This is a genomic window from Streptomyces inhibens, from assembly GCF_022221585.1.
In the GTDB taxonomy this organism is placed as follows: Bacteria; Actinomycetota; Actinomycetes; order Streptomycetales; family Streptomycetaceae; genus Streptomyces; species Streptomyces inhibens.
Genome location: NZ_CP084681.1, coordinates 3965836 through 3986871 on the forward strand (window position 1 = coordinate 3965836; position 21036 = coordinate 3986871).

General features: G+C 72.6%; 13 protein-coding genes. 9 read left to right on the top strand and 4 right to left on the bottom strand.

Annotation, left to right across the window (positions count from 1 at the left end):
- Positions 1 to 39: 39 nt before the first annotated feature.
- Complete coding sequence (locus KI385_RS18140; RefSeq protein WP_238573223.1) at positions 40 to 729, bottom strand: class I SAM-dependent methyltransferase; 690 nt, start codon at positions 727 to 729, stop codon at positions 40 to 42.
- 249 nt (positions 730 to 978) lie between these two features.
- Between KI385_RS18140 and KI385_RS18145 the strand changes: the two genes are divergently transcribed.
- From KI385_RS18145 to galE, 3 genes are all read left to right on the top strand, one after another.
- Positions 979 to 4635: a bifunctional glycosyltransferase/CDP-glycerol:glycerophosphate glycerophosphotransferase gene (locus KI385_RS18145; RefSeq protein ID WP_238573224.1), complete on the top strand. Its 3657-nt coding sequence runs from the start codon at positions 979 to 981 to the stop codon at positions 4633 to 4635.
- 277 nt (positions 4636 to 4912) lie between these two features.
- A complete protein-coding gene (locus tag KI385_RS18150; RefSeq protein ID WP_238577734.1) occupies positions 4913 to 6562 on the top strand; it encodes a glycosyltransferase family 2 protein in 1650 nt (549 codons plus the stop codon).
- Positions 6563 to 6618: 56 nt separating this feature from the next.
- Complete coding sequence (gene galE / locus KI385_RS18155; RefSeq protein WP_238573225.1) at positions 6619 to 7605, top strand: UDP-glucose 4-epimerase GalE; 987 nt, start codon at positions 6619 to 6621, stop codon at positions 7603 to 7605.
- A gap of 30 nt (positions 7606 to 7635) precedes the next feature.
- Here galE and KI385_RS18160 read toward each other — a convergent pair whose 3' ends face one another.
- On the bottom strand, positions 7636 to 9252 hold the full coding sequence (locus KI385_RS18160) for a glycosyltransferase family 2 protein (protein ID WP_238573226.1): 1617 nt from the start codon (positions 9250 to 9252) through the stop codon (positions 7636 to 7638).
- A gap of 117 nt (positions 9253 to 9369) precedes the next feature.
- On the opposite strand from KI385_RS18160, the gene KI385_RS18165 reads away from it, so the two are divergent.
- Genes KI385_RS18165 through KI385_RS18175 form a run of 3 tightly spaced genes read left to right on the top strand, consistent with a single transcriptional unit; the run spans position 9370 to position 13447 of the window.
- On the top strand, positions 9370 to 11988 hold the full coding sequence (locus tag KI385_RS18165) for a YfhO family protein (protein WP_238573227.1): 2619 nt from the start codon (positions 9370 to 9372) through the stop codon (positions 11986 to 11988).
- Positions 11985 to 12965, top strand: a complete 981-nt coding sequence (locus tag KI385_RS18170; protein WP_238573228.1) for a glycosyltransferase family 2 protein — start codon at positions 11985 to 11987, stop codon at positions 12963 to 12965. Before KI385_RS18165 ends, KI385_RS18170 begins: the two co-directional genes overlap by 4 nt.
- On the top strand, positions 12965 to 13447 hold the full coding sequence (locus KI385_RS18175; RefSeq protein ID WP_238573229.1) for a GtrA family protein: 483 nt from the start codon (positions 12965 to 12967) through the stop codon (positions 13445 to 13447). Before KI385_RS18170 ends, KI385_RS18175 begins: the two co-directional genes overlap by 1 nt.
- On the opposite strand, the gene KI385_RS18180 is transcribed toward KI385_RS18175, so the two are convergent.
- Entirely contained in the window at positions 13405 to 15612 is a 2208-nt protein-coding gene (locus KI385_RS18180) for a PIG-L family deacetylase (protein WP_238573230.1), read from the bottom strand. The two genes, KI385_RS18175 and KI385_RS18180, sit on opposite strands and share 43 nt — an antisense overlap.
- A gap of 204 nt (positions 15613 to 15816) precedes the next feature.
- Between KI385_RS18180 and KI385_RS18185 the strand changes: the two genes are divergently transcribed.
- Entirely contained in the window at positions 15817 to 18168 is a 2352-nt protein-coding gene (locus KI385_RS18185) for a bifunctional glycosyltransferase/CDP-glycerol:glycerophosphate glycerophosphotransferase (protein ID WP_238573231.1), read from the top strand.
- 330 nt (positions 18169 to 18498) lie between these two features.
- Here the strand turns inward: KI385_RS18185 and KI385_RS18190 are convergent, their stop codons facing one another.
- Complete coding sequence (locus KI385_RS18190) at positions 18499 to 19122, bottom strand: TetR/AcrR family transcriptional regulator (protein WP_238573232.1); 624 nt, start codon at positions 19120 to 19122, stop codon at positions 18499 to 18501.
- Positions 19123 to 19259: 137 nt separating this feature from the next.
- Between KI385_RS18190 and KI385_RS18195 the strand changes: the two genes are divergently transcribed.
- On the top strand, positions 19260 to 20195 hold the full coding sequence (locus tag KI385_RS18195) for an ABC transporter permease (RefSeq protein WP_238573233.1): 936 nt from the start codon (positions 19260 to 19262) through the stop codon (positions 20193 to 20195).
- Positions 20188 to 20991, top strand: coding sequence for an ABC transporter ATP-binding protein (locus KI385_RS18200; protein ID WP_238573234.1), 804 nt, complete (start codon positions 20188 to 20190; stop codon positions 20989 to 20991). Before KI385_RS18195 ends, KI385_RS18200 begins: the two co-directional genes overlap by 8 nt.
- The last annotated feature ends 45 nt before the right edge of the window (positions 20992 to 21036 follow it).

Sequence of the window (21036 nt, forward strand, 5' to 3'; positions counted from 1 at the left end):
CCCGGCGCGGGCCGGGGCGGCGCTCCGCCCCGGCCCGCGCTACCGCGGCACCTGCGCCACCAGCACGAACACATTGGACCGCAGCAGCATCCCGGCCGGGCGCGGCAGCGGATGGGAGTACGCACGCCGTACGGCCAGGCCCGCGGATTCCGCGAAGGCGCGCAGCAGTGCGAAGTCGGTGAAGCGGACCGGGGCGGGACCGGCGCGGTGCCCGGCCTCCTGAGGGGTGATCAGCAGCACCCCGCCGCCCGGCCGTACGTAGCGGACATAGGCCCGCAGCAGGCCCTCCACCTGCTCGTCGTCCAGATGCTCCAGGACATGCGCGGACAGCAGCGCGTCGAAGGCGCCGGGTCTGGCATGGGGGCCGGCGAGGAAGGTGTCGGCCGTATAGGCGGTCAGCCCGCGCGCCCGGCAGTGCTCCACCGAGCGCGGATCATGGTCCACCCCGACGCTCCCGGGCGCGCAGTCGGCGAGCATGTCGCCCGCCCCGCAGCCGATCTCCAGCACCCGCCCGGAACCGATCCGCCGCAGCTGGCTGCGGTACGGGGACCGGGCGGGCAGCAGCCGCGCCAGGCCACAGCGGACCCGGTCGGCCGGCAGCCGCGCGGTCGAGGCGGACGGTGCGGTGCCCGCGGAGGACACCGTCCGGGCGGTCCGGGTGTCACCGCCGGGCGGCGGCCCGGCGTCGGGGCTGTCGGTGGCGGCGGAGCTGTCGGTTCGGCCGGGCATCGGGACGCGGTCACCTTCCCTGGGGATGCGGCGCGCGGGGCGCCATAACGCTGTGCAACGGGTCTACGGCATCGGACGCGGCCCGGCGCTGTGGCGCGCCGACTTCGCGCACCGAGCGTAATCACCCGAACACGCGCTGTCGATGAGGCGCCTCACCCTTTCAGCGCAGATCCGGTGACCGTGTCGCCGATGCGCGAGTTGAACGGACCGGTCTTGTGCATCGCCAGTCCGGAAAGGCTTGGTCCACGTATGAAGCCTCGGCTCACCGTCGTCGTCCCGGTCCATCGCATCGAGGGATCCGAGCGGAATATGGAGGAGTGCCTGGAGTCGGTGGCGGCCCAGACGCTGACCGAGCTGGATGTGGTGATGGTGGACGGCGGGCCCGCGGAGGGGACCGGTGCCACCACCGCCACGGAAGGCTCGCCCACAGCCCTCGCCCGCCGTTTCGCCGAGCGCGACCCGCGGTTCCGCATCGTCCACCACCCCGGCGGCGATCCGGCCCCCGGCTGCGGAGCGCTCCGCAACGCCGGTGCCCGGCACGCCTATCCGCACACCGACCATCTGGCGTTCCTCGACGCCGACGATGTGCTGCTGCCCCGCGCGTACGAGGACCTCATCGGTCTGCTGGACAAGTCCGGCGCGGACCTGGCGACCGGCAATGTCTATCTGCTCGGCGCGGGCGGCCGCCGCCAGTCCGCGCACCACTCGGCGACCCGTGACACGGCGCTGCGCACCCACATCACCGAGGACCTCACCCTGCTGTCGGACCACTTCGCCCGCAACAAGGTCTTCCGCCGCACCTTCTGGGACAAGCATGAACTGGCTTTTCCCGAGGGCGCGTTGTGCCATGACGCGGCGGTGACACTGCCCGCGCACTTCCTCGCCGAGGCGGTCGACGTGCTGCATGAGCACGTCTGTTACCGGCGGCTGCCGGAGGGGCCCGACCGCCACCGGCGGATCGATGCCCAGGGCGTACGGGACCGGTTCGCCGCGGTGGCCGGTATCCGCCGCTTCCTCGCCGACCCGGCCCGCGCCCGGGTGAACGGCCATCAGCGCGACTACGACCGCTCGCAGCTCACCGACGGGCTGCTCGACCTCGTCGATGCGCTGCCGGCGGTCGCACCGGAGACCCGGACCGCGTTCCTGGACTGCGCCCGCGACTTCCTCTCCGGTGTCGACCCGCGGCTGTTCCCCACGCTCCCCGTCCAGCTGCGGATGCGCTGGTATCTGATCCGCTCCGGGCGGCTCACCGACCTGCTCACCCTGCTCGCGCACGAGGCCCGCAACCCGGCCGGGTTCACGGTCGCCGGGCCGCCGCTGCGCAAGCGGGCGGTGCTGCCGCTGACGCCGCCGCTGGAGCTGCCACCGGGCGTGACCCGGCTGGACCGCGTCGACTTCCCCGTACGGGCCCGGGTCCAGGAGGCGGTGTGGCACGACGGCGCGCTGCTGCTGCGCGGCTACGCCTATATCCGCAATCTGGACGCCGCGACCCGGCACAGCTATCTCAGAACGGTCGTGCTGGCGTGCGGGCGGCGCCGGATCCTGCTGCCGCTGCGGCCGGTGGCGATGCCGGAGGCGACCGCCGAGTCCGGCCAGGAGCTGCACTGCTACGACTGGTCGGGCTTCGAGGTGCGGCTCGATCCGGCCCGGCTGCGCAAGGGCGGGCGCTGGGAGGAGGGCGAGTGGACGGCCGGGGTGGTGCTGGCGTCGGCGAGCGTGCTGCGGGCCGCGGCGCTGTGCGCAGCGGAGACCGGTTCGGGCGCCGCACCGGGCGCCCATGAGGTGGCCGACGAGGGCGCGGACGGCAGGGTGCGGATCACGCCCTGGTACGCGGACGGGCGGCTGCGGCTGTCCGTGGCTCGCCGCACCCGGCACCTGGCCGGCCATCATGCGGTGGCGGCCGGCGCCTTGGACCTGACCGTCACCGCACCCGGCCCGGCGCCGGCCGCCCTGCGGCTGACCCACCAGGGGACCGGCACGGTGGTGTCGCTCCCCGTGGAGACGGGGGCGGTGGAGGCCGGGACGGCGCAGACGGGGCCCGTACGGACGGCGCCCGGTGACACGCCGGGGACGGCCAAGGTGGCGGGCGGCGCCGCGCCCCCGCGGCTCACCGTCCGCGTCCGCCTCGACGCCCTGGCCGCCGCGCGCCCCACCCGGGACGGCGCGCCGCGGGCGATCCCGCCGGCGCACACCGAGAGCTGGGCGCCCGAGCTGGTGCTGCCCGACGGCTCCACCGACCCGATCGCCTGCGACCTCGGGCTCACCCCCGTCTCCCATCCGCTCTCGCACGGCCGCGAGCTGGTGGTGGCGGCCTCCCCGGCCGGGAACCTCGTACTGCACGACCGCACCCCGCAGCCGTATCTGGACCGGGTGATGTGGCGCGCGGACGGCACCCTGCTGGTGGCGGGCGGGCTGCCGGACGCCGCGCCGCACGCCACCGAGCTGGTCCTCAAACACGCCGCGCACGCCGCCGAGCTGGCCTTCCCCACCACCCACGACGACGGCCGGTTCCACGGCGCGCTGCCGCTGGGCGCGCTGCCCTCGCTCGCCGGGCCGGTGCCGCTGCGCGAGGGCCGCTGGACGCTGCATCTGCGCGAACAGGGCGCGCCCGGCTCCGTGCTGGACGCCCCGGTCCGCTGCGCGCCGTCCGTCCTCGACGGGCTGCCGGCCTCCCGTACGGTCCGCGGCAAGCCGCTCACCCTCGACCGGCACCGGCAGGACGAGGCGTTCGTGGTCGCCGGACCCGCGCTGCCGGCCACCGACCGCGGCCCGTACCGGCGCCGGCTGCTGCGCGAGCAGCACTACTCGCTGCACCGCTCCCGCCCGTTGCGCGACACCGTCCTCTACAGCAGCTTCGGCGGCCGTGCGTACGGGGATTCGCCGCGCGCGGTGCACGAGGAGCTGGTGCGCCGGGGCATGGATGTGGAGCATCTGTGGGCGGTGCGCGATGCGCAGACCGCGGTCCCGGAGTCGGCCCGTGCGGTGGTGGTGGGCAGCGCCGAGTGGCACGGCGCGCTGGCGCACAGCCGCTGGGTGGTCACCAACACCCATCTGCCGTGGTGGTTCACCCGGCGCGGCGGCCAGCGCACCATCCAGACCTGGCACGGCACCCCGCTCAAGCGGATCGGCGCCGACCTGGCCGGCACCCTGTGCTCGGGGCTCGCTCATCTGGCGCCGCGGCCGCGGGTGAGCCGGCAGTGGAGCGTGCTGCTGTCGCCGAACGCGCACAGCACACCGGTGCTGCGCTCCGCGCTCGGCTACTCGGGCCGGCTGCTGGAGACCGGGCTGCCGCGTACCGACGCGCTGTTCGCCGCCGATCGCGACCGGACGGCGGAGGCGGTACGCGAGCGGCTCGGCATCGAGCCCGGCAAGAAAGTGGTGCTGTACGCGCCGACGCCCCGCGACGATCTGGCCTACGACGCGGGTCACCACCGGCTGCATCTGCCGCTCGATCTCGATCTGGCGCGGCGCGAGCTGGCGGACGACCACGTCCTGCTGGTCCGCAGCCATCCGCTGGTCGCCGACCGGCTGCCCGCCCACCACGCCCCCTTCGCCCTCGACGTCTCCACCCACCCCGACGCCACCGAACTGCTGCTGGCCGCGGACGTCCTGGTCACCGACTACTCCTCGCTGGCCGCCGACTTCGCCAACACCGGCCGCCCGATGCTCTTTCTGACGCCCGACCTGCCGCACTACCGCGACACCCTGCGCGGCTTCACCCTCGACTTCGAGGCCAGGGCGCCGGGGCCGCTGCTCACCACGACCGGTGAACTGATCGACGCACTGGGCGACTTGGACGCGATCGCGGCGGCGGGGGCGGAGGCGTACGCGGATTTCCGGGCGACGTTCTGCCATCGGGACGACGGCGGTGCGGCGGGCCGGGTCGCCGACCTGATGGAGCGGTGAAGGGCGAAGCGGTGACCGGGCCGGTTCGCCGCAAGGTGATGGCGTGCGGATCGGCATCGCACGCCACTCGCGTCGTTACAGCATGTGCAGGAGCTCTTACGGGCCACTGCACACCCAAGTCCCGGCTCCCGCCAGGTAAGAAGACGGCAAGAGGGCGGAAAGACGGGGCGGCGGGTGCAACCGCACGGCGGGTTTCGCCCTCTGACCCATCGGAAATGGGTTCGGACCCCGCTCGCGCCAAGAGATGCTGTCGACACGAAATGTAGATTTAGTGACTGTGAAAGAAGCCCTCGATCCGCTGCCAGGGCCCACCATCACGCCATCCGCACAGGTCAGCATCGTCGTCATCGCCTTCAACGATGTCGGCCATGTCTGCGATGCGGTGCGCTCCGCACTCGCGCAGGGGACGCCCGGGGAGCCGGTCACCGAGGTGATCGCGGTGAACGACGCCTCCACCGACGGCACCGGCGCCGCGCTGGACGCCCTCGCCCGCACCGAGCCGCGGCTGCGGGTCATCCACCGCAGCGAGAACAGCGGCGGCTGCGGCACCCCGCGCAACGACGGTCTGCGCGCCGCCACCGGACGCTTTGTGATGTTCCTGGACAGCGACGATGTGCTGCCCCCGGGCGCGGTCCGGGCGCTGCTCGCCGCCGCGCTGCGGCACGACGCCCCGGTCGTGGCCGGCGCCTGCGTGCGCCGTGAGCTGCCCGCGCACCGCGACGTCCCCTGGCAGCCGGGCCTCTACCGCGAGCCGGCGGTGCACGACTCCCCCGAATCCAGCCCCCAGCTGGTCAGGGACACCCTGTGCGTCAACAAGGTCTACGAGCGGGCTTTCCTCGACAAGCACACCATCACCTTCCCCGAGGGCCGCTTCACCTACGAGGACTTCGTCTTCACCGCGCGGGTACTGGCCGCCGCCCCGCGGCTCGCGACGATCCCCGACAGCGTCTACGTCTGGCACGTCCGCCGCTCGGCCGCCAAGCAGTCGATCTCGCTGGACCGCAAGGACGTCGCCAACTGGAAGGCGCGGATCGAGGCGCACCGCACCAGCGTGCGGATCTTCCAGGACGCCGGGCTGAAGGCGCTGGCGCACGCCGCCGCCACCAAATTCCTCGACCACGATCTGCGGATGTACGTCCGTGAGCTGCACACCCGCGGCGCCGACTACCGCGCCGAGTGGTGGCGGCTGACCCGCGACTATCTCGCCGGCTTCGACGAGGCCGATCTGCGCGCCGCCCGCGCCCCGGCCCGCTGGCTGGCCCGGGTCGTGCTCGCCTCCCCGGCCCCGCGGGACCTGGAGCGGCTGACCCAGCTGGCGGCCCGGCCCGGCCGGCTGCTGCCGCCGTACGCGGAGGCCGACGGCCGCGCCGTGTGGTCGGCGGACCTGCCCGGCGTCGAGCTGGACGCGATCGGCACCAAGCCGACGCACCGGCTGCCGGTGACCATCGACGCGGAACCGGCCCTCGGCAACCGCAATGTGCTGCGCCTGCGCATACACGATCTGTACGGCCGGCTGGCCGCCGCCGAGCCGGAGAGCATCGACATCGAGCTGCGCCGCCGCCGGGACGACCGGCGCGGCCCGGTCCACACCGCGGCCCTCACCGCGGCCCCGGCCGGCCCCGGGTCACCGGCCGGCTGGACCGCCGAGGTGGTGCTGGATCTCGACGCGCTGATCGAGCGCGGCAGCAGCTCGGCCGATCCCGAGCCCTGGGACCTGATGGCGCAGGTCGGCTGCGCGGACGGCGCCGGCTTCCGCGCCGCGCTGCGGGCCACCGGGCCGGGGCTGCGCCGCCGGGTGCTGCCCAGCCGGCGCCACCTTCTGCTGCTGGTGCAGCCGTATGCGACGCACGGCGGCGCGCTCTCGCTGCGGGTCGCCTCGGGGCTGCGCAGCGTATGGCGGATCGCCGCCCGCCGCCTGCGCCGCTGACCCGCCGCCCGACCGCTCCCCCACCGTCGTTCTCCACCGAGCCTAGGATTGGCCCTATGTCTTACTTGATCACGGGTGGTGCCGGCTACATCGGCGCCCATGTCGTACGGGCCCTGCGCCAGGCGGGTGAGCAGGTCGTCGTGCTGGACGACCTGACGACGGGCGTGGCCGCCCGGCTCCCGGAGGGCGTCCCGCTGGTCGTGGGCTCCACGCTCAACCGCACCCTGCTCGACGAGACGATCGCCGAGCACGGCATCACCGATGTCGTCCACCTGGCCGCCAAGAAGCAGGTCGGCGAGTCCGTCGAGATGCCGCTGCTCTACTACCGCGAGAACGTCCACGGTCTGCAGACCCTGCTGGAGGCGATGGCCGCGGGCGGCGTCGGCCGGCTGGTCTTCTCCTCCTCGGCCGCGGTCTACGGCATGCCGGATGTCGAGCTGGTCACCGAGGACACCCCGTGCGTGCCGATCAACCCGTACGGCGAGACCAAGCTCGTCGGCGAGTGGATGGCCCGCGCGGTGGGCAAGGCGTACGGCATCAGCACCGCCTGCCTCCGCTACTTCAACGTCGCCGGCACGGCCACGCCCGAACTGGCCGACACCGGTGTCTTCAACATCGTCCCGATGGTCTTCGAGAAGCTCACCGAGGGCGCCGCACCGCGCATCTTCGGCGATGACTACGACACCCCCGACGGCACCTGCATCCGCGACTACATCCATGTCGCCGACCTCGCCGACGCCCATGTGGCGGCCGCCCGCAAGCTCGCCGAGCCGGGCCCGGTACGCGATCTGACCCTCAACATCGGCCGCGGCGAAGGCGTTTCGGTACGCGAGCTGGTCGACCTGATCACCGAGCTCACCGGCCACGAGGACGTCACCGCCGAGGTCACCCCGCGCCGCCCCGGCGACCCGGCCCGGGTCGTCGCGTCCGCCGACCGCATCACCACCGAACTGGGCTGGAAGGCCCACCACGACGTCCGCTCCATGATCACCTCAGCCTGGGAAGGCTGGCAGCACCACCAGGCGGAGGGCCGGCGGGGCTGAGCCCTGGAGTGGCCCGCCCATAGTGCGGGCTCACGCGTCCGGTGGCCGGCGTACCGCGGCCCCCTCCGGCTCGCCCGGCTCCTCCAGTTCGAGCTGGAGACGGCCGTGCGGCGGGGAGCGGAAGAGCGTGGCGCGGGCCGGGCCGATCGGGCCTCGGTCGACGGCCCGTGGGCGTAGTGCGGGGTCGTGCTGGGGGCTCAGCCATGCCTCGCGGCGTACCGCGTGTGCTGCCGCGGGGCCCGTGCCGTGGGCGGTGGCCGCGATCTTCAGGTCCCAGATGCCGTCGGGCAGTGGTCCGCCGTCCGCGGCGGTCGCCGGGTCGAGGGTGGCGTGCCATGCGCCGTCCGTGCAGTGGGCCCGGACGCGGTGTTCGGTGCCGTCGCGGTGCAGCAGGATCTCGACGGCGTCGCCGCCGAGTTCCGGGAGGGTGGCGGTGCCGCTCAGGTGCAGTACGCCGGCCACCCAGTGGAGGCGGGTCAGCCGCTGGCTCAGTACGAGGCGGTCGGTGAGGTCGTAGCAGGCGTCGGGGATGGTGCGCCGCGGGTCGCGGAAGTACGGGTAGCCGGCGTAGACACGGCCGTCGGCGTCGATGTGCGCGGGTGCCGGCGCGGTCTCGGTGTCGGCGCGGACGACGGCGGTCAGCTCGTCGTCGAGTCCGGTGCGCAGGCAGTGGGCGCGCAGCCGGAGCCGGGGCGGCAGGGCGGCCAGCACCCGGTCGGTGAGGTAGCGCTCGACGAGCGGGCGGGCGGCGGCCGCCATGGCCTGCCGGCCGGCGGTGTCGCGGGCGAGGTAGGGGGCGGCGAACGGCATCAGGATCTCGCCGTGGAAGTGCCGGACCATCAGCTTGTCGCGGTCCTCGCCGGGCGGGACCTCGGCCGCGACACCGGCGAGGACGGTGCCGATGTAGTCGAGGTAGTCGCACCAGTCCATGTCCTGGCGGCTGGCGTTGCTGTTGTCGTCGCGGCCGTGCAGGTAGTAGCAGTCGTAGTCGGCGACGACGGAGACGACCTCGGCGCGCAGCAGGGCGGTGATGCCGAACGGCAGGTCCTCGGCGAGCAGCCGGCCCTCGACGAAGCGCAGCCGGTGCTGTTCGAGGAAGGAGCGGCGGAAGAGCTTGTAGGCGGCCAGCGACCAGTAGACAGGGGAGTCGAAGACCGAGACACCGGCGCTGGTGGTGCGCAGGTCGATGGGGGCGGCGCGGCCGTCGGCGCCGACGATCCGGCCGTAGACGATGTCCGAGCCGTGCCGCTCGGCCATGTGGGTGAGCCGGCACAGCGCCGCGGCGCCGAGGCGGTCGTCGGAGTCGAGGAAGAAGACGTAGTCGCCGGTGGCCCGGTCCAGGCCGATGTTGCGCGGTCTGCCCGCGCCGCCGGACGCCGGCCGGCGCAGCACCGTCAGATTGGGGTGGCTGCGGGCCTGCTCGGCGAGCCATTGCGCGCTGCCGTCGGTGGATCCGTCGTCGACCGCGATCACTTCGATGCGGCGCTGGTCCATCGTCTGGGCGAAGACCGAGCCGAGGCTGCGGTCGAGGTAGCGCCTGGTGTTGTGCACCGGCACGATCACGGAGACGGTCGGCCCCGTGGTGGCCAGGTCGGTGGGGGCCGGGCCCGTGGGGGCCGCGGCCGCGATGTCGGCATGGACGGGCACCGTGCGCTCCGTTCGTTTTCTGCAATCCCTCGAAATACTCGGCGTCCCAACAGGGCAAAATGGACTATTAAGACATATAACGTTGGGTGAAAGTTCGCCGACCGTGGAGGAGTGCCGGTGGCCCCGACGCCCGCCACCCCACATGAGGCGGTCCGGCCCCAGGAGGCCGACCGGCGCCTTCCCGCAGGGGAACCCCTGAAGGCGGTCCGCAGAACCCGCCGGCGCCTGCCCGCGCCCTGGCTCGCGGCGGCGCTGTCCATGGGAGCGTACTGCCTGGGGCTGGCCCTCTACGGCAGCTACCCGTTCGGCCCGCGCTCACGTGCCGTCAACGATCTGGGCAATCAGTTCGTCCCGTTCCACGCCCGGTTGTGGGACCTGATGCACGGCAACACCAGCGGCGATCTGCTCTTCAACTGGAGCAGCGGATACGGCGTCCCGTTCCTCGCCGACTTCTTCACCTACCTGATGAACCCGTTCTCCTGGCTCGTCGGGCTCTTCCCGCGCGAACTGGCCGACCTCCCGGTCTTCCTGGTCACGCTGTTCAGCATCGGTCTGGGCGCCGCCTTGATGACCGTCTTCCTGGGCCGGCTGCACCCGGGCCCCGGCCTGCTGCGGGCGCTGCTGTCGGTGGGGTACGGGCTGTGCGCCTGGGTGCTGAACGACGGTTTCGCCGACCCGATGTGGATGTGGGGCCTGGTCGCGCTGCCGCTGCTCGGCATCGCGGCGGACTGGTGTGTGCGCCGCACCCGTTGGGTGGCCGGCACCCTGCTGGTCGCCCTCGCCTGGGCCGGCAATTTCTACACGGCGGCGATGGCCACCCTCGCCATGGCGCTGGTGCTGGTCCTGCGGCTGCTGACGGCCGCGCAGATGCCGTCGCGCGACCGGCTGTGCGCACTGGCCCGGGCCACCACCATGGCGCTGACCGGCATCCTGCTCGCGGCGCCCGTACTGACCGTCACCTTTGCGGCCAGCCGGGCCGCCCAGCCGGCGCCCGAGGTGTTCTACGACGACCGCCCCTCGCTGCTCTACCAGTTGGCGCAGCTGCTGCCCGGCGGCCACGGCACGGTGCCGACCCCCAACATCTTCATCGGGATCCCCGGGCTGCTGCTGGTCGCCACCTTCCCGTTCCTGCGCGCGGTGCCGCTGCGGACGCGGATCGGCTGGTACGTCCTGGCGGCGGGCGTCGCCGCCTCGTTCGTCTGGGAGCCGACGATCCTGCTGTGGCACGGCTTCGCGCTGCCCAACGGCAGCCCGTACCGCGCCGCCTTCGTGCTCAGCGGGATCCTCGTGATGATCTCCTGGCTCGCGCTGGCGCACCGCCCACGCCTCGGCGAACTGGCCGCGGGCGGGGCGCTGGTCGCGCTGCTCGCCCGGCTCTGCCACGACCAGGGCGCGGTCGGCACCGCCACCTGGATCCTGGTGGCCGGCGGCGGCGCCGCGACCCTGCTGGGGCTGGCCGCGCTCACCGCGCCGCGCAACGCCCGGGCCCGTACCGCCGCCACCGCCGCGCTCACCGGCACGGTGCTGCTCTGTTCGGCGTACACGGCGTTCTCGGTGACGGCGGTACGGGACAAGATCGCCTGGTTCCGCCCCAAGATCACACTGACCGGGCCGTCGCTGAAGGCCCAGGACGGGCTGGTCGCCCGCTCCGACTGGCCGCGCTCGCGCACCGACCCGGGCCCGCACGAGTTCGCCAACAACGACCCGCTGCTGATCGGCGGCGAGGGCGGCGCGTACTACAGCAGCTATGTGCCGGCCGCGACCGCCCGCGCCCTGCGGGGCCTGGGCGCCGGCTGGTACATGAAGGGCCGTCATACCCTCAGCTTCGAGGACCCGGTGGGCCAGGCGCTCATGGGTGTCAGCAGCCATCTGTCCCCGGTGGGGCACCACCGCGCCCGGTTCACCGCACACCGTGCGCGCCCGGCCCCGCTGCTGACCGTACGCGGCGCCCTTCCGCGCCCCCCGGCCGGCAAGGAGACCGTATTCGCCCGCCAGGAGCGGGTGCTGGGCGCCGCCGTCTACGAGGTGCCGGCCCTGACGCCCGCCGGGGGCGCGATCCCGGCGCCCGACCGCGGCGGCTGGCCGCTGCCGGACGCCGGGCCGCCCTCCGCGGGCCCCGACGGCGCGGGGACCACCTTTACGGCGCGGTGCACCCCGGGCAGCACCGTCGTCTGGTCGGCGCCATGGTTCTCCGGGCAGGTCAGCGGCCTGGGCGCGCGCACCGAGGGGATCGGCCGGCGCGATGTCACCGCGAATCCGGTGCGGGAGCTGGGCCGGGTGCCGGCCGACGGCACCGTCTCGGTGCGCTTCATCGGCCAGGGCCGGCAGCTCGTACCCGAGCACGCCCTCGGGTGTCTGTCGCGGGCCCGGCTCGCCACGGCGGTGCGCGCCCTGCGCGGGCCCCGCTCGCTGACCACCGGCGGGCACGGTCTGACGGCCCGGCTGCCCCGGGGCAGCAAGGGCCATGCGGTGCTGGCGCTCCCGGCCGTCGCGGGGTGGGGCTGTGCGGTGGACGGCGGTCCGTACCGGGCCCCGTCCTCGTTCGGCGGGCTGCTGGCCGTCCCGCTGGGGTCCGGGGCGCGGCGGCTGTCGTGTGCGTACGTTCCGCCGGGCCTGAAGCCGGGGCTGGCGGCGAGCGGCGTGGCCGCGCTGGTGCTCGCGGCGGCCGCGACCGGGGGCCGTCCACGGGGCCGCGCTCGGCCACGGCCGCACTCCACCAAGGAGGCCCGCTCATGAAGCTCTCCCTCGTCGTCCCCTGCTACAACGAAGAGGCCGTGCTGAGCCGTTTCGATGAGACGGTCCGTGCGGCCCTCGGTGGACTCGCCGTCGAGTACGAGCTGTGTTACGTGGACGACGGCAGCGCCGACGGCACCCTGCCCCGGCTGCGCAGCCTCGCCCAGCAGCACCACGACACCACCTATCTCTCCTTCAGCCGTAACTTCGGCAAGGAGCCCGCCATACTGGCCGGCCTCAGAGCGGCCACCGGCGACGCGGTGATCATCATGGACGCCGATCTGCAGCATCCGCCCGAGCTCATCGAGAAGATGCTCGACCTCTATCAGCTCGGCCACGACCAGGTCATCGCCAAACGCAGCCGGCACGGCGACCGCCGGCTGCGCAGCGCGCTCAGCCGGCTCTACTACCGGGCCGTCAACACCTGGGTCGATGTCGAACTCACCGACGGCGTCGGCGACTTCCGGCTGCTGTCCCGCAAGGCCGTGGACGCGCTGCTCTCGCTGCCGGAGTACAACCGCTTCTCCAAGGGCCTGTTCTCCTGGATCGGCTTCGACACCATCACCTTCGACTACCGCAACGCCGCCCGGGAGGCCGGCGAGACCAAATGGCGCTTCGGCTCGCTGGTCAACTACGGCATCGACGGCATGCTCTCCTTCAACTGCCGCCCGCTGCGGCTGGCCATCTACGCCGGGCTCGGCCTGGCCTCGCTCGCCACGCTCTACACCCTGTGGATCATCGGCGCCGCGGTCGTCGGCGGGGTCACCGCGCCGGGCTATGTGACGCTGGTGGCGATCATCGTGGGCCTGGGCGGGCTGCAGATGCTGATGCTCGGACTGATCGGCGAGTACATCGGCCGGATCTATTACGAGACCAAGCGGCGGCCGCACTTCCTGGTCAAGGAGAGCAACGCCGACCGCGCCCCGGCGCCGGCCACCGGCCCGGGGGACCCGGCGACCGCCACCTCGCAGGCCGGCTGATGCGCGGTCTGCCGGCGCTCGGCCCGCCCGGCCAGATCCTGCGCTTCGCCGCCGTCGGCGGGGTCAACACCCTGACGTTCTACGCCTGTTATCTGCCGCTGCACCGCCTGCTGCCGTACTTCGCGGCGTACACGGCCGGCTTTGTGACGAGCATGGTCTGCTCGTTCTTCCTGAACACCTACTTCACCTACCGCACCCGCCCCACCTGGAAGAAGTTCCTGCTCTTCCCGCTGACGCAGGTCACCAACTACGGGGTGCAGAGCGTGGGTCTGGTGGCGCTGGTGAGCTGGTGCGGAATGAACAGCACGGTGGCGCCGCTGGCGGCGGCGCTCGGCGCCATCCCGTTCACCTATCTGGTCTCCCGGCGCATTCTGCGCCCCTACGCCGGGACCGGTCCCTCCGCCCGGACCGGTCCCTCCGCCCGGACCGCCCCCTGCGATCAGGGCGAACCGCCGCCGGTCCGCTCCAGCGAACCCGCCTGAGCCCGCCAGGCCCCGAAGAGCGCGGTCTGCCCGACCGATGTCTGACGGGCCGCATACAGCCGGCCGTCGTGGCCCAGCGCGACCGCCACCGCGCGCCCGACGGCGTCCTGGACGACACCGGCCGCCGCCGAGTGCGGCACCCTGCCCCGCTGCCAGGGCTTGGGCCCGTCCTGGGCCATCGCGATCCGCACCTCACCGGCGTCGTCCCGCGCCGCGAGCACCATCCGGTCGCCGCTGCCGACCGGCGCCGCCGCCACCCGCCCGTAGCCGCCGACCGGCTCGCACTGCGCCGACACCCGCCAGCCGCCGATCATCCGCTGCCGCTCGGCGATCAGCACCTGCGCGGTGACCGAGCGCCGGAAGACGACCCGGACCACACCGTCGGCCAGCGGGACGACGCTGACCGGGCCGGCCGGCTGCGGCAGCCCGGTGGCCGCGCCCGGCCGGGGTATCTGCCCGGCCTCCTTGGACACCCAGTGGTGCACGGTCCCGGCGCTCGGCGCGACCAGGTGGATCAGCCCGTCGGAGTCCACACAGGCATCCAGCCCGTCGACGATCCGCGGTGATGCCTTCAGGGTGCCGACCGGGCCCTCCAGCCGCTCCCACAGCGACCACCGCCCACCGTGCGGGCCGCCGCGGTGGGCGATATTGCCGTCCCAGGTCCGTACGAAGACATGCACCCTGCCGTCCGGGGTGGCCACCGCCGCCGGGAAGCCGATCTCCAGCGAGCGGACCGGGTCCGCGTCCGGGGAGCCCAGCGACTCCCAGTGCGCGAAGAGGGGCCCGCCGTCCGGTGCGGTGCCGGTCTGCGACGCGGTCAGCAGCTCGCGGCGGTGCGCGGCGTTACGGCCCGGCAGCACGGTGCGGGAGGCGAACAGCTGCAGCGCACCGTCGGTTGGGCGGCGCACCACATGGATCTGCCCCTGCAGCAGCGTGCCGCCGACCGGCACCGGCGCGCCGAAGCTGCCGCTGCCGGGGCGGGTCTCGGTCCAGCAGTACGCCGTGCCGCCCATGACCGCGAAGGCGGCGAGCCGGCCGTCCCCGGCGGGGCGGATCCAGGCGTTGGAGCCGGGGGCGCGCAGCCGGGTGGAGCGGGTCCAGTTGCGTGAGCCGCCGCTCAGCGCCGAGCCGCCCACCTTGCGGTCGCCGCAGCCCGCCGGGTCGCCGCAGACGCGGTGGTCGGCCCAGCCGTACAGCGACAGCAGTGCGGCCTTGCGGCGGGCGGTCTTGAGGTCGACGTCGTTGGGCAGCGCGCCGGCCTCGTAGCCGAGGTAGTTCTCCACGATGGCGGGGCGGTCGCGCGCCCGGTAGGCGGCCAGCGCGGCCTGCGCGAAGTAGGCGGAGGCGGTGTGGTCCTGATGGTCGTAGTAGCGCAGGCCGGCCAGCCGGGGGTCGCGGTCCGAGGTGGCCGGCGGCCGCTTGCGCGAGTGCACCGCGTTCGGGTCCAGGGTCCGTACGACCGTGGGCCTGACCCGGTCGAGCACCGCCAGCAGGGTCGCGGTGACCTGGTCCCGGGTGTAATGGAACCGGCGCTGTACGGGGGAGCCGGTGGGGCGCAGCGTGGGGAGGGTGCCGGCGGCCCCGAGCCAGAGGCCGCGCAGGCTGGTCGCGCGGGCCTGCCAGACGGCTCTGGACTCCACCAGTTCCAGGAAGATCAGTTGGTTCTGCGGGGCGTCGTGCAGGGTCTGGATCTCCACCTGGAAGCCGGGGAGCAGGGAGACCGCGGCGACGTCCCAGCGGGCGGCCGGGTTGCCGGTGGCCATCGCGGCATGTGCGGCGCGCAGCCCGTTGGCCCGCGCCCGGGCGAAGGCCGCCCGGTCCTTGGGGACGTGGTCGGGGTCGCGGGCCTTCCTGCTGACGTTGTGGCCGTCCGCCTCGCCGCCGGTGAGGCAGACGGTGACCGAGCGCGCCCCGCTGCGGATGGCCTGCTCCAGGTCCGGGTTCATGAAGTACAGGCCGTCATCGGCGTGCGCGACGATATGCAGGAAGGACTGGTCCGCCGGATCCGCCAAGGACCGTCCCCCGCCCGCCGGTTCGGCCATCCGGGGGAGCCGGTCCGAGTGCCAGGCCCATACGCCCGCTCCCGCCGTCGCGGCGAGCACACCGCCGGCGGTGGCCTCAAGCAGCCGGCGGCGGGATATACGGGGCGGGCGCGGGGGTGACACGTCCTCAGTATTCGGTCACTCCGGAGATCCCGCTCGTCCGAAAATTTCGGCACTTAGCCATATCCGTGATGAGCACCACAGAACTTTCAGGTTACGAACAACAACCTTTTCGGGTGAACAGGAGTCAGAAAGCTGACAATGCAAGAGACCCCTTTGGGGCATTTTTGCGTTCTGTACTCAGCTCGTCACGAGGAGTAGCACCGCATGTCCGAGATAGGCCTCGACGTCGTACCCCGCTTCAGCATCATCGTGCCCGTGTTCAGAGTGCAGGGCTTCCTGCGCGAGTGCATGGACTCCGTGCTGACGCAGGACTACACGGACTTCGAGCTCATCGCTGTCGACGACTGCTCGCCCGACCGCAGCGGCGCCATCCTGGACGAGTACGCCGCTCGCGACGACCGCGTCCAGGTCCTGCACCTTCCGGAGAACGTCGGCCTGGGCCTGGCCCGCAACGCGGGCCTTGCGAAGGTCCGCGGCGACTACATCCTCTTCCTCGACAGCGACGACACCCTCGTGCCCGGCGCGCTCGGCGCCCTCGCCGAGCGGCTGGACGCCACCGAGAACCCCGAGATCCTGATCTTCGACTACGCGCGGACCTACTGGGACGGCTCCGCCCGGCGCAATGCGCTCTCCGCGCTGCTCGACGAGTCCGGCGCGCCCACCTTCACGCTCGCCGAGCGCCCCGAGATCCTCGATCTGCTGCAGATCGTCTGGAACAAGGCCTACCGCCGCGACTTCGTCGAGGAGCACGGCTTCGAATTCCCGGTCGGCTACTACGAGGACGCCCCCTGGACGTTCTGCACGCTGATCACCGCCCAGCGGATCGCGGTCCTGGACCGGGTACTGCTGCACTACCGCCAGCGCCGGCAGGGCGGCAACATCCTGCGCACCACCAGCCGTAAGCACTTCGACGTCTTCGACCAGTACGAGCGGGTCTTCGACTACCTCGACGCGCACCCCGAGCTGTCGCGCTGGCGCCCGCAGATGTTCCGCAAGATGATCGACCACTATCTGACCGTCCTGGACAAGCCCGGCCGGCTGCCGCAGAACGCCCAGGCCGAGTTCTTCCACCGCGCCGCCCGCGACTACCGCAAGCGGGTCCCGGCCGGCTTCGTGCGCCCCACCGGCATGGCCGGCGGCAAGTACGCGCTGCTCGCCAAGGACGCCTACCCGGCGCTGGCCGGCCTCAAGGTCGCCGGCAAGGTCCAGCGCACGGTGCGCAAGCAGGCGGCCAAGCGGGTCAAGCAGGCCAAGCGCAAGGCCATGGACCTGCGCTACCAGGCGCTGCTGCGGCAGCCGCTGGACGAGAACCTCGCGGTCTACTCCGCGTACTGGAACCGGCTGCCGGCCTGCAACCCGCTGGCGATCTACGAGAAGGCCAAGGAGCTGGCCCCCAACGTCCACGGCGTGTGGGTCGTCAAGCAGAGCCTGGCGGACCAGGTCCCGGCCGGCGTCGACCATGTCGTGCTGAACTCGCCGCGCTACTGGGAGGTCATGGCCCGCGCCAAGTACCTCGTCAACAACGTCAACTTCGCGGACGGCGTGATCAAGCGCGAGGGCCAGATCCACCTCCAGACCCACCACGGCACCCCGCTGAAGTCCATGGGCACCGACCAGAAGCGCTACCCGGCCGCCGCCAAGGGCATGAGCTTCCGCAAGCTGCTGGCCCGCGCCGACCGCTGGGACTACTCGCTCTCCTCCAACCAGCACACCACCGAGCAGTGGGAGCGCGTCTACCCCTGCAACTTCCAGTCGGTGGACGCCGGTTACCCCCGTAACGACGTCTACTACCGGGCCAGTGCCCAGGACGTTCTGGACATCCGCGAGCGCCTGGGCATCGCCCCCGGCAAGACGGCCGTCCTCTACGCGCCGACCATGCGCGACTACCAGGTCGGCTACGTTCCGCGGCTCGACCTGGAGAAGATCTCCCGCGAACTGGGCTCGGGCGGCCAGGACTTCGTACTGCTGGTGCGTACCCACTACTTCTACGACCAGGACCAGGGCCTCCAGGAGCTCCAGGAGCGCGGCGCGCTGATCGACGTCTCCGGCCACCCGGTCGTCGAGGAGCTGTGCCTGGCCGCCGACGCCCTGGTCACCGACTACTCGTCGATCATGTTCGACTACGCCAACCTCGACCGGCCGATCATCAACTACGCCGACGACTGGGACACCTACGTCCGCTCCCGCGGTGTCACCTTCGACCTGCTCTCGGGCAAGCCGGGCGACACCCCGGGCGTGATCGCCACCACCGAGGACGAGCTGATCGAGGCGTTCCGCAGCGGCCGCTGGGACGACGAGCGGGCCACCGGGCTGCGCGCCGCGTTCCGTGCGCGGTTCTGCCAGTGGGACGACGGGCACGCCGCCGAGCGGGTGGTGCGCCAGGTCTTCCTCGGCCAGGAGGGCCCGGCCACGCTGCCGCAGGACGAGCGCACCGTGGCGCCGTCCCCGCGTGCGGCCGCCGCCGCGGCCGGGCTGGTCAAGCTGCCGGCGCAGCGCACCGCGGCGAGCGGCGACGCACCGGCATCGGACGCCTCGGACATCGAGCTGGCGGGCTGACGCCCGTCCCCCACGCAGACACCACTGCCCCCGACCGGATCCCGGCCGGGGGCGGTGGTGCGTTGGGGCGGGGCGGTGGTGGGCTGGGGCGGGGCGGTGGTCTGCTGGGGCGGGGCTGAGGTCTGCTGGGGCGCTTCTCTCCGCTCGTACCGCGGGCCACGGGAATACCACGCTCACACTGTGGGCCGCGGGAACACCACCCCGCCCCCTCCTCGTTGTGGCCCCGAAGGGGGCTCTCGCGTCCCCTACGGGATGTGTTCGCCCCCGCCCTAGGTGGCCCTCTCACCCCACCCCGAGCTCACCCCACCCCGAGCTCACTCCACCCCGAGCTCACTCCGCCCCGAGCGCCACCGCCACCGAGCCCGACAGCGCGTCGAGGTACCCCTTGGGCAGCTCGTCGCGGACGACCAGCAGCCGCCAGTACAGCGGCCCGGTCAGCAGATCCAGCGCGAGGCGGGTATCCACGTCCTGCGGCAGCTCGCCGCGCTCCACCGCCCGTGCCATCACCGCGGCCGCGACGCCCTCCTGACTGTCGTGCAGCGCCGCCTTCAGCGCCTGCGCCAGCTCCGGGCTGCGGGCCGCCTCCGCCAGCAGGTCCGGGATGATCTGCGAGGCCATCGGGTGCCGCAGCGCCCGGGCCGCGACCTCCAGCAGCATCCGCACGTCCCCGCGCAGCGACCCGGTGTCGGGTGCCGGCAGTCCGGCGGCGGCCACCGCGGAGACCACATCCAGTACGAGGTGCAGCTTGGAGCGCCACCGCCGGTAGACGGCGGTCTTGCCGACGCCGGCCCGCCGGGCGATGCCCTCGATCGACATCCGGGCGAAGCCCACCGCGGCCAGCTCCTCGAAGACCGCTGCGCGGATCGCCTCGGTCTTGTCCTCGCGCAGTACAGCGGCGCCCGCCGGGGCCCGGCGCGCCGCCGCGGGGTCGCTCCCGCTGCCGTCTTTTGCCATGGCTTGAGCCTAGCGTCACGACGCTACGGTTGCGTTTCGACGCGAGCTCCCTTTAGTGTCGGCGTCGCGACGATACGGACCCGTTCCGTCGTCGGCTCCCGTTCTGCGGCCCCCGTACGCAAGCGAAAGCGGCCCCCATGCCCCAGACCCTCGATCCCCCGGCCCCGGCGCCCGCCCGGGTGCCCACCCCCGGCGCATCCCCCGACTCCGAGCTGCGCGCGCTGGCCGAACGCCATGGCCTCACGGTGAGCGGCGCCCGCCCCTCGCTGCCCGAGTACACCCGTCAGCTGTGGGCGCGCCGGCACTTCATCGCCTCGTTCGCCACCGCCCGGCTCACCGCGATGTACACCACCGCGAAGCTCGGCCAGCTCTGGCAGGTGATGACCCCGCTGCTCAACGCGGGCGTCTACTACTTGATCTTCGGTGTGCTGATCGGCACGAGGAAGGGCGTCCCCGACTTCGTCCCCTTCCTGGTGACCGGCGTCTTCATCTTCACCTTCACCCAGAGCTCGGTGATGGCCGGTACGCGGGCGATCTCGGGCAACCTCGGTCTGGTGCGTGCGCTGCACTTCCCGCGCGCCTGTCTGCCGATCTCCTTCTGCCTGATGCAGCTCCAGCAGCTGCTGTTCTCCATGGGCGTGCTGGTCCTGATCCTGCTCGGCTTCGGGCAGATGCCGACCTGGTCATGGCTGCTGGTCGTCCCGGCGCTGGCGCTGCAGTTCCTCTTCAACACCGGCCTGGCGATGGTCATGGCCCGGCTGGGCAGCAAGACGCCGGACCTGGCGCAGCTGATGCCGTTCATCATGCGTACGTGGATGTATGCGTCCGGCGTGATGTTCAGCATCGACCTGATCCTCAAGGGCAAGCACGTCCCCGCGTTCGTCGAGGTCCTGCTCAACGCCAACCCGGCCGCCGTCTACATCGACCTGATGCGCTTCGCGCTGATCGACAGCTTCACGGCGGACAAGCTGCCCCCGCATGTGTGGGCGTTCGCGGGTGGCTGGGCGCTGCTGATGGGCGTCGTCGGCTTTGTGTACTTCTGGAAGGCTGAGGAGCGGTACGGACGTGGCTGAGCAGAAGAACGGCGTCCAGCCGACGCAGGCGGCCGAGGCCCGGATCCCCACCGTGATCGCGGACGATCTGCACATCGTCTACCGCGTCTACGGCACAGGAGCGGGCAGGGGCAGCGCCACCGCCGCCCTCAACCGCATCATCCGCCGCAAGCCCTCGTCGGGCGTACGCGAGGTGCACGCGGTCAAGGGTGTCTCCTTCACCGCGTACCGCGGCGAGTCCATCGGTCTGATCGGCTCCAACGGCTCCGGCAAGTCGACGCTGCTCAAGGCGGTCGCCGGCCTGCTCCCCGCCGAGCGCGGCAAGGTCTACACGCACGGCCAGCCCTCGCTGCTGGGCGTCAACGCGGCCCTGATGAACGACCTGACCGGCGAGAAGAACGTCATCCTCGGCGGGCTGGCGATGGGCATGTCCCGCGACCAGGTCCGCGAGCGCTACGACGGCATCGTCGACTTCTCCGGCATCAACGAGAAGGGCGACTTCATCTCGCTGCCGATGCGCACGTACTCCTCCGGCATGGCGGCCCGGCTGCGGTTCTCCATCGCCGCGGCCAAGGACCACGACGTGCTGATGATCGACGAGGCGCTGGCCACCGGTGACCGCAGCTTCCAGAAGCGCTCCGAGGCCCGCATCCGCGAACTGCGCAAGGAAGCCGGCACGGTCTTCCTGGTCAGCCACAACAACAAGTCGATCCGGGACACCTGCGACCGGGTCCTGTGGCTGGAGCGCGGCGAGCTGCTGATGGACGGCCCGACCGACGAAGTGATCAAGGCATACGAGGACTTCACCCGCTCCTGATCCCCTCCCCCCACACAAAAGCGCCGGCCGGGCTGAAAACTTCAG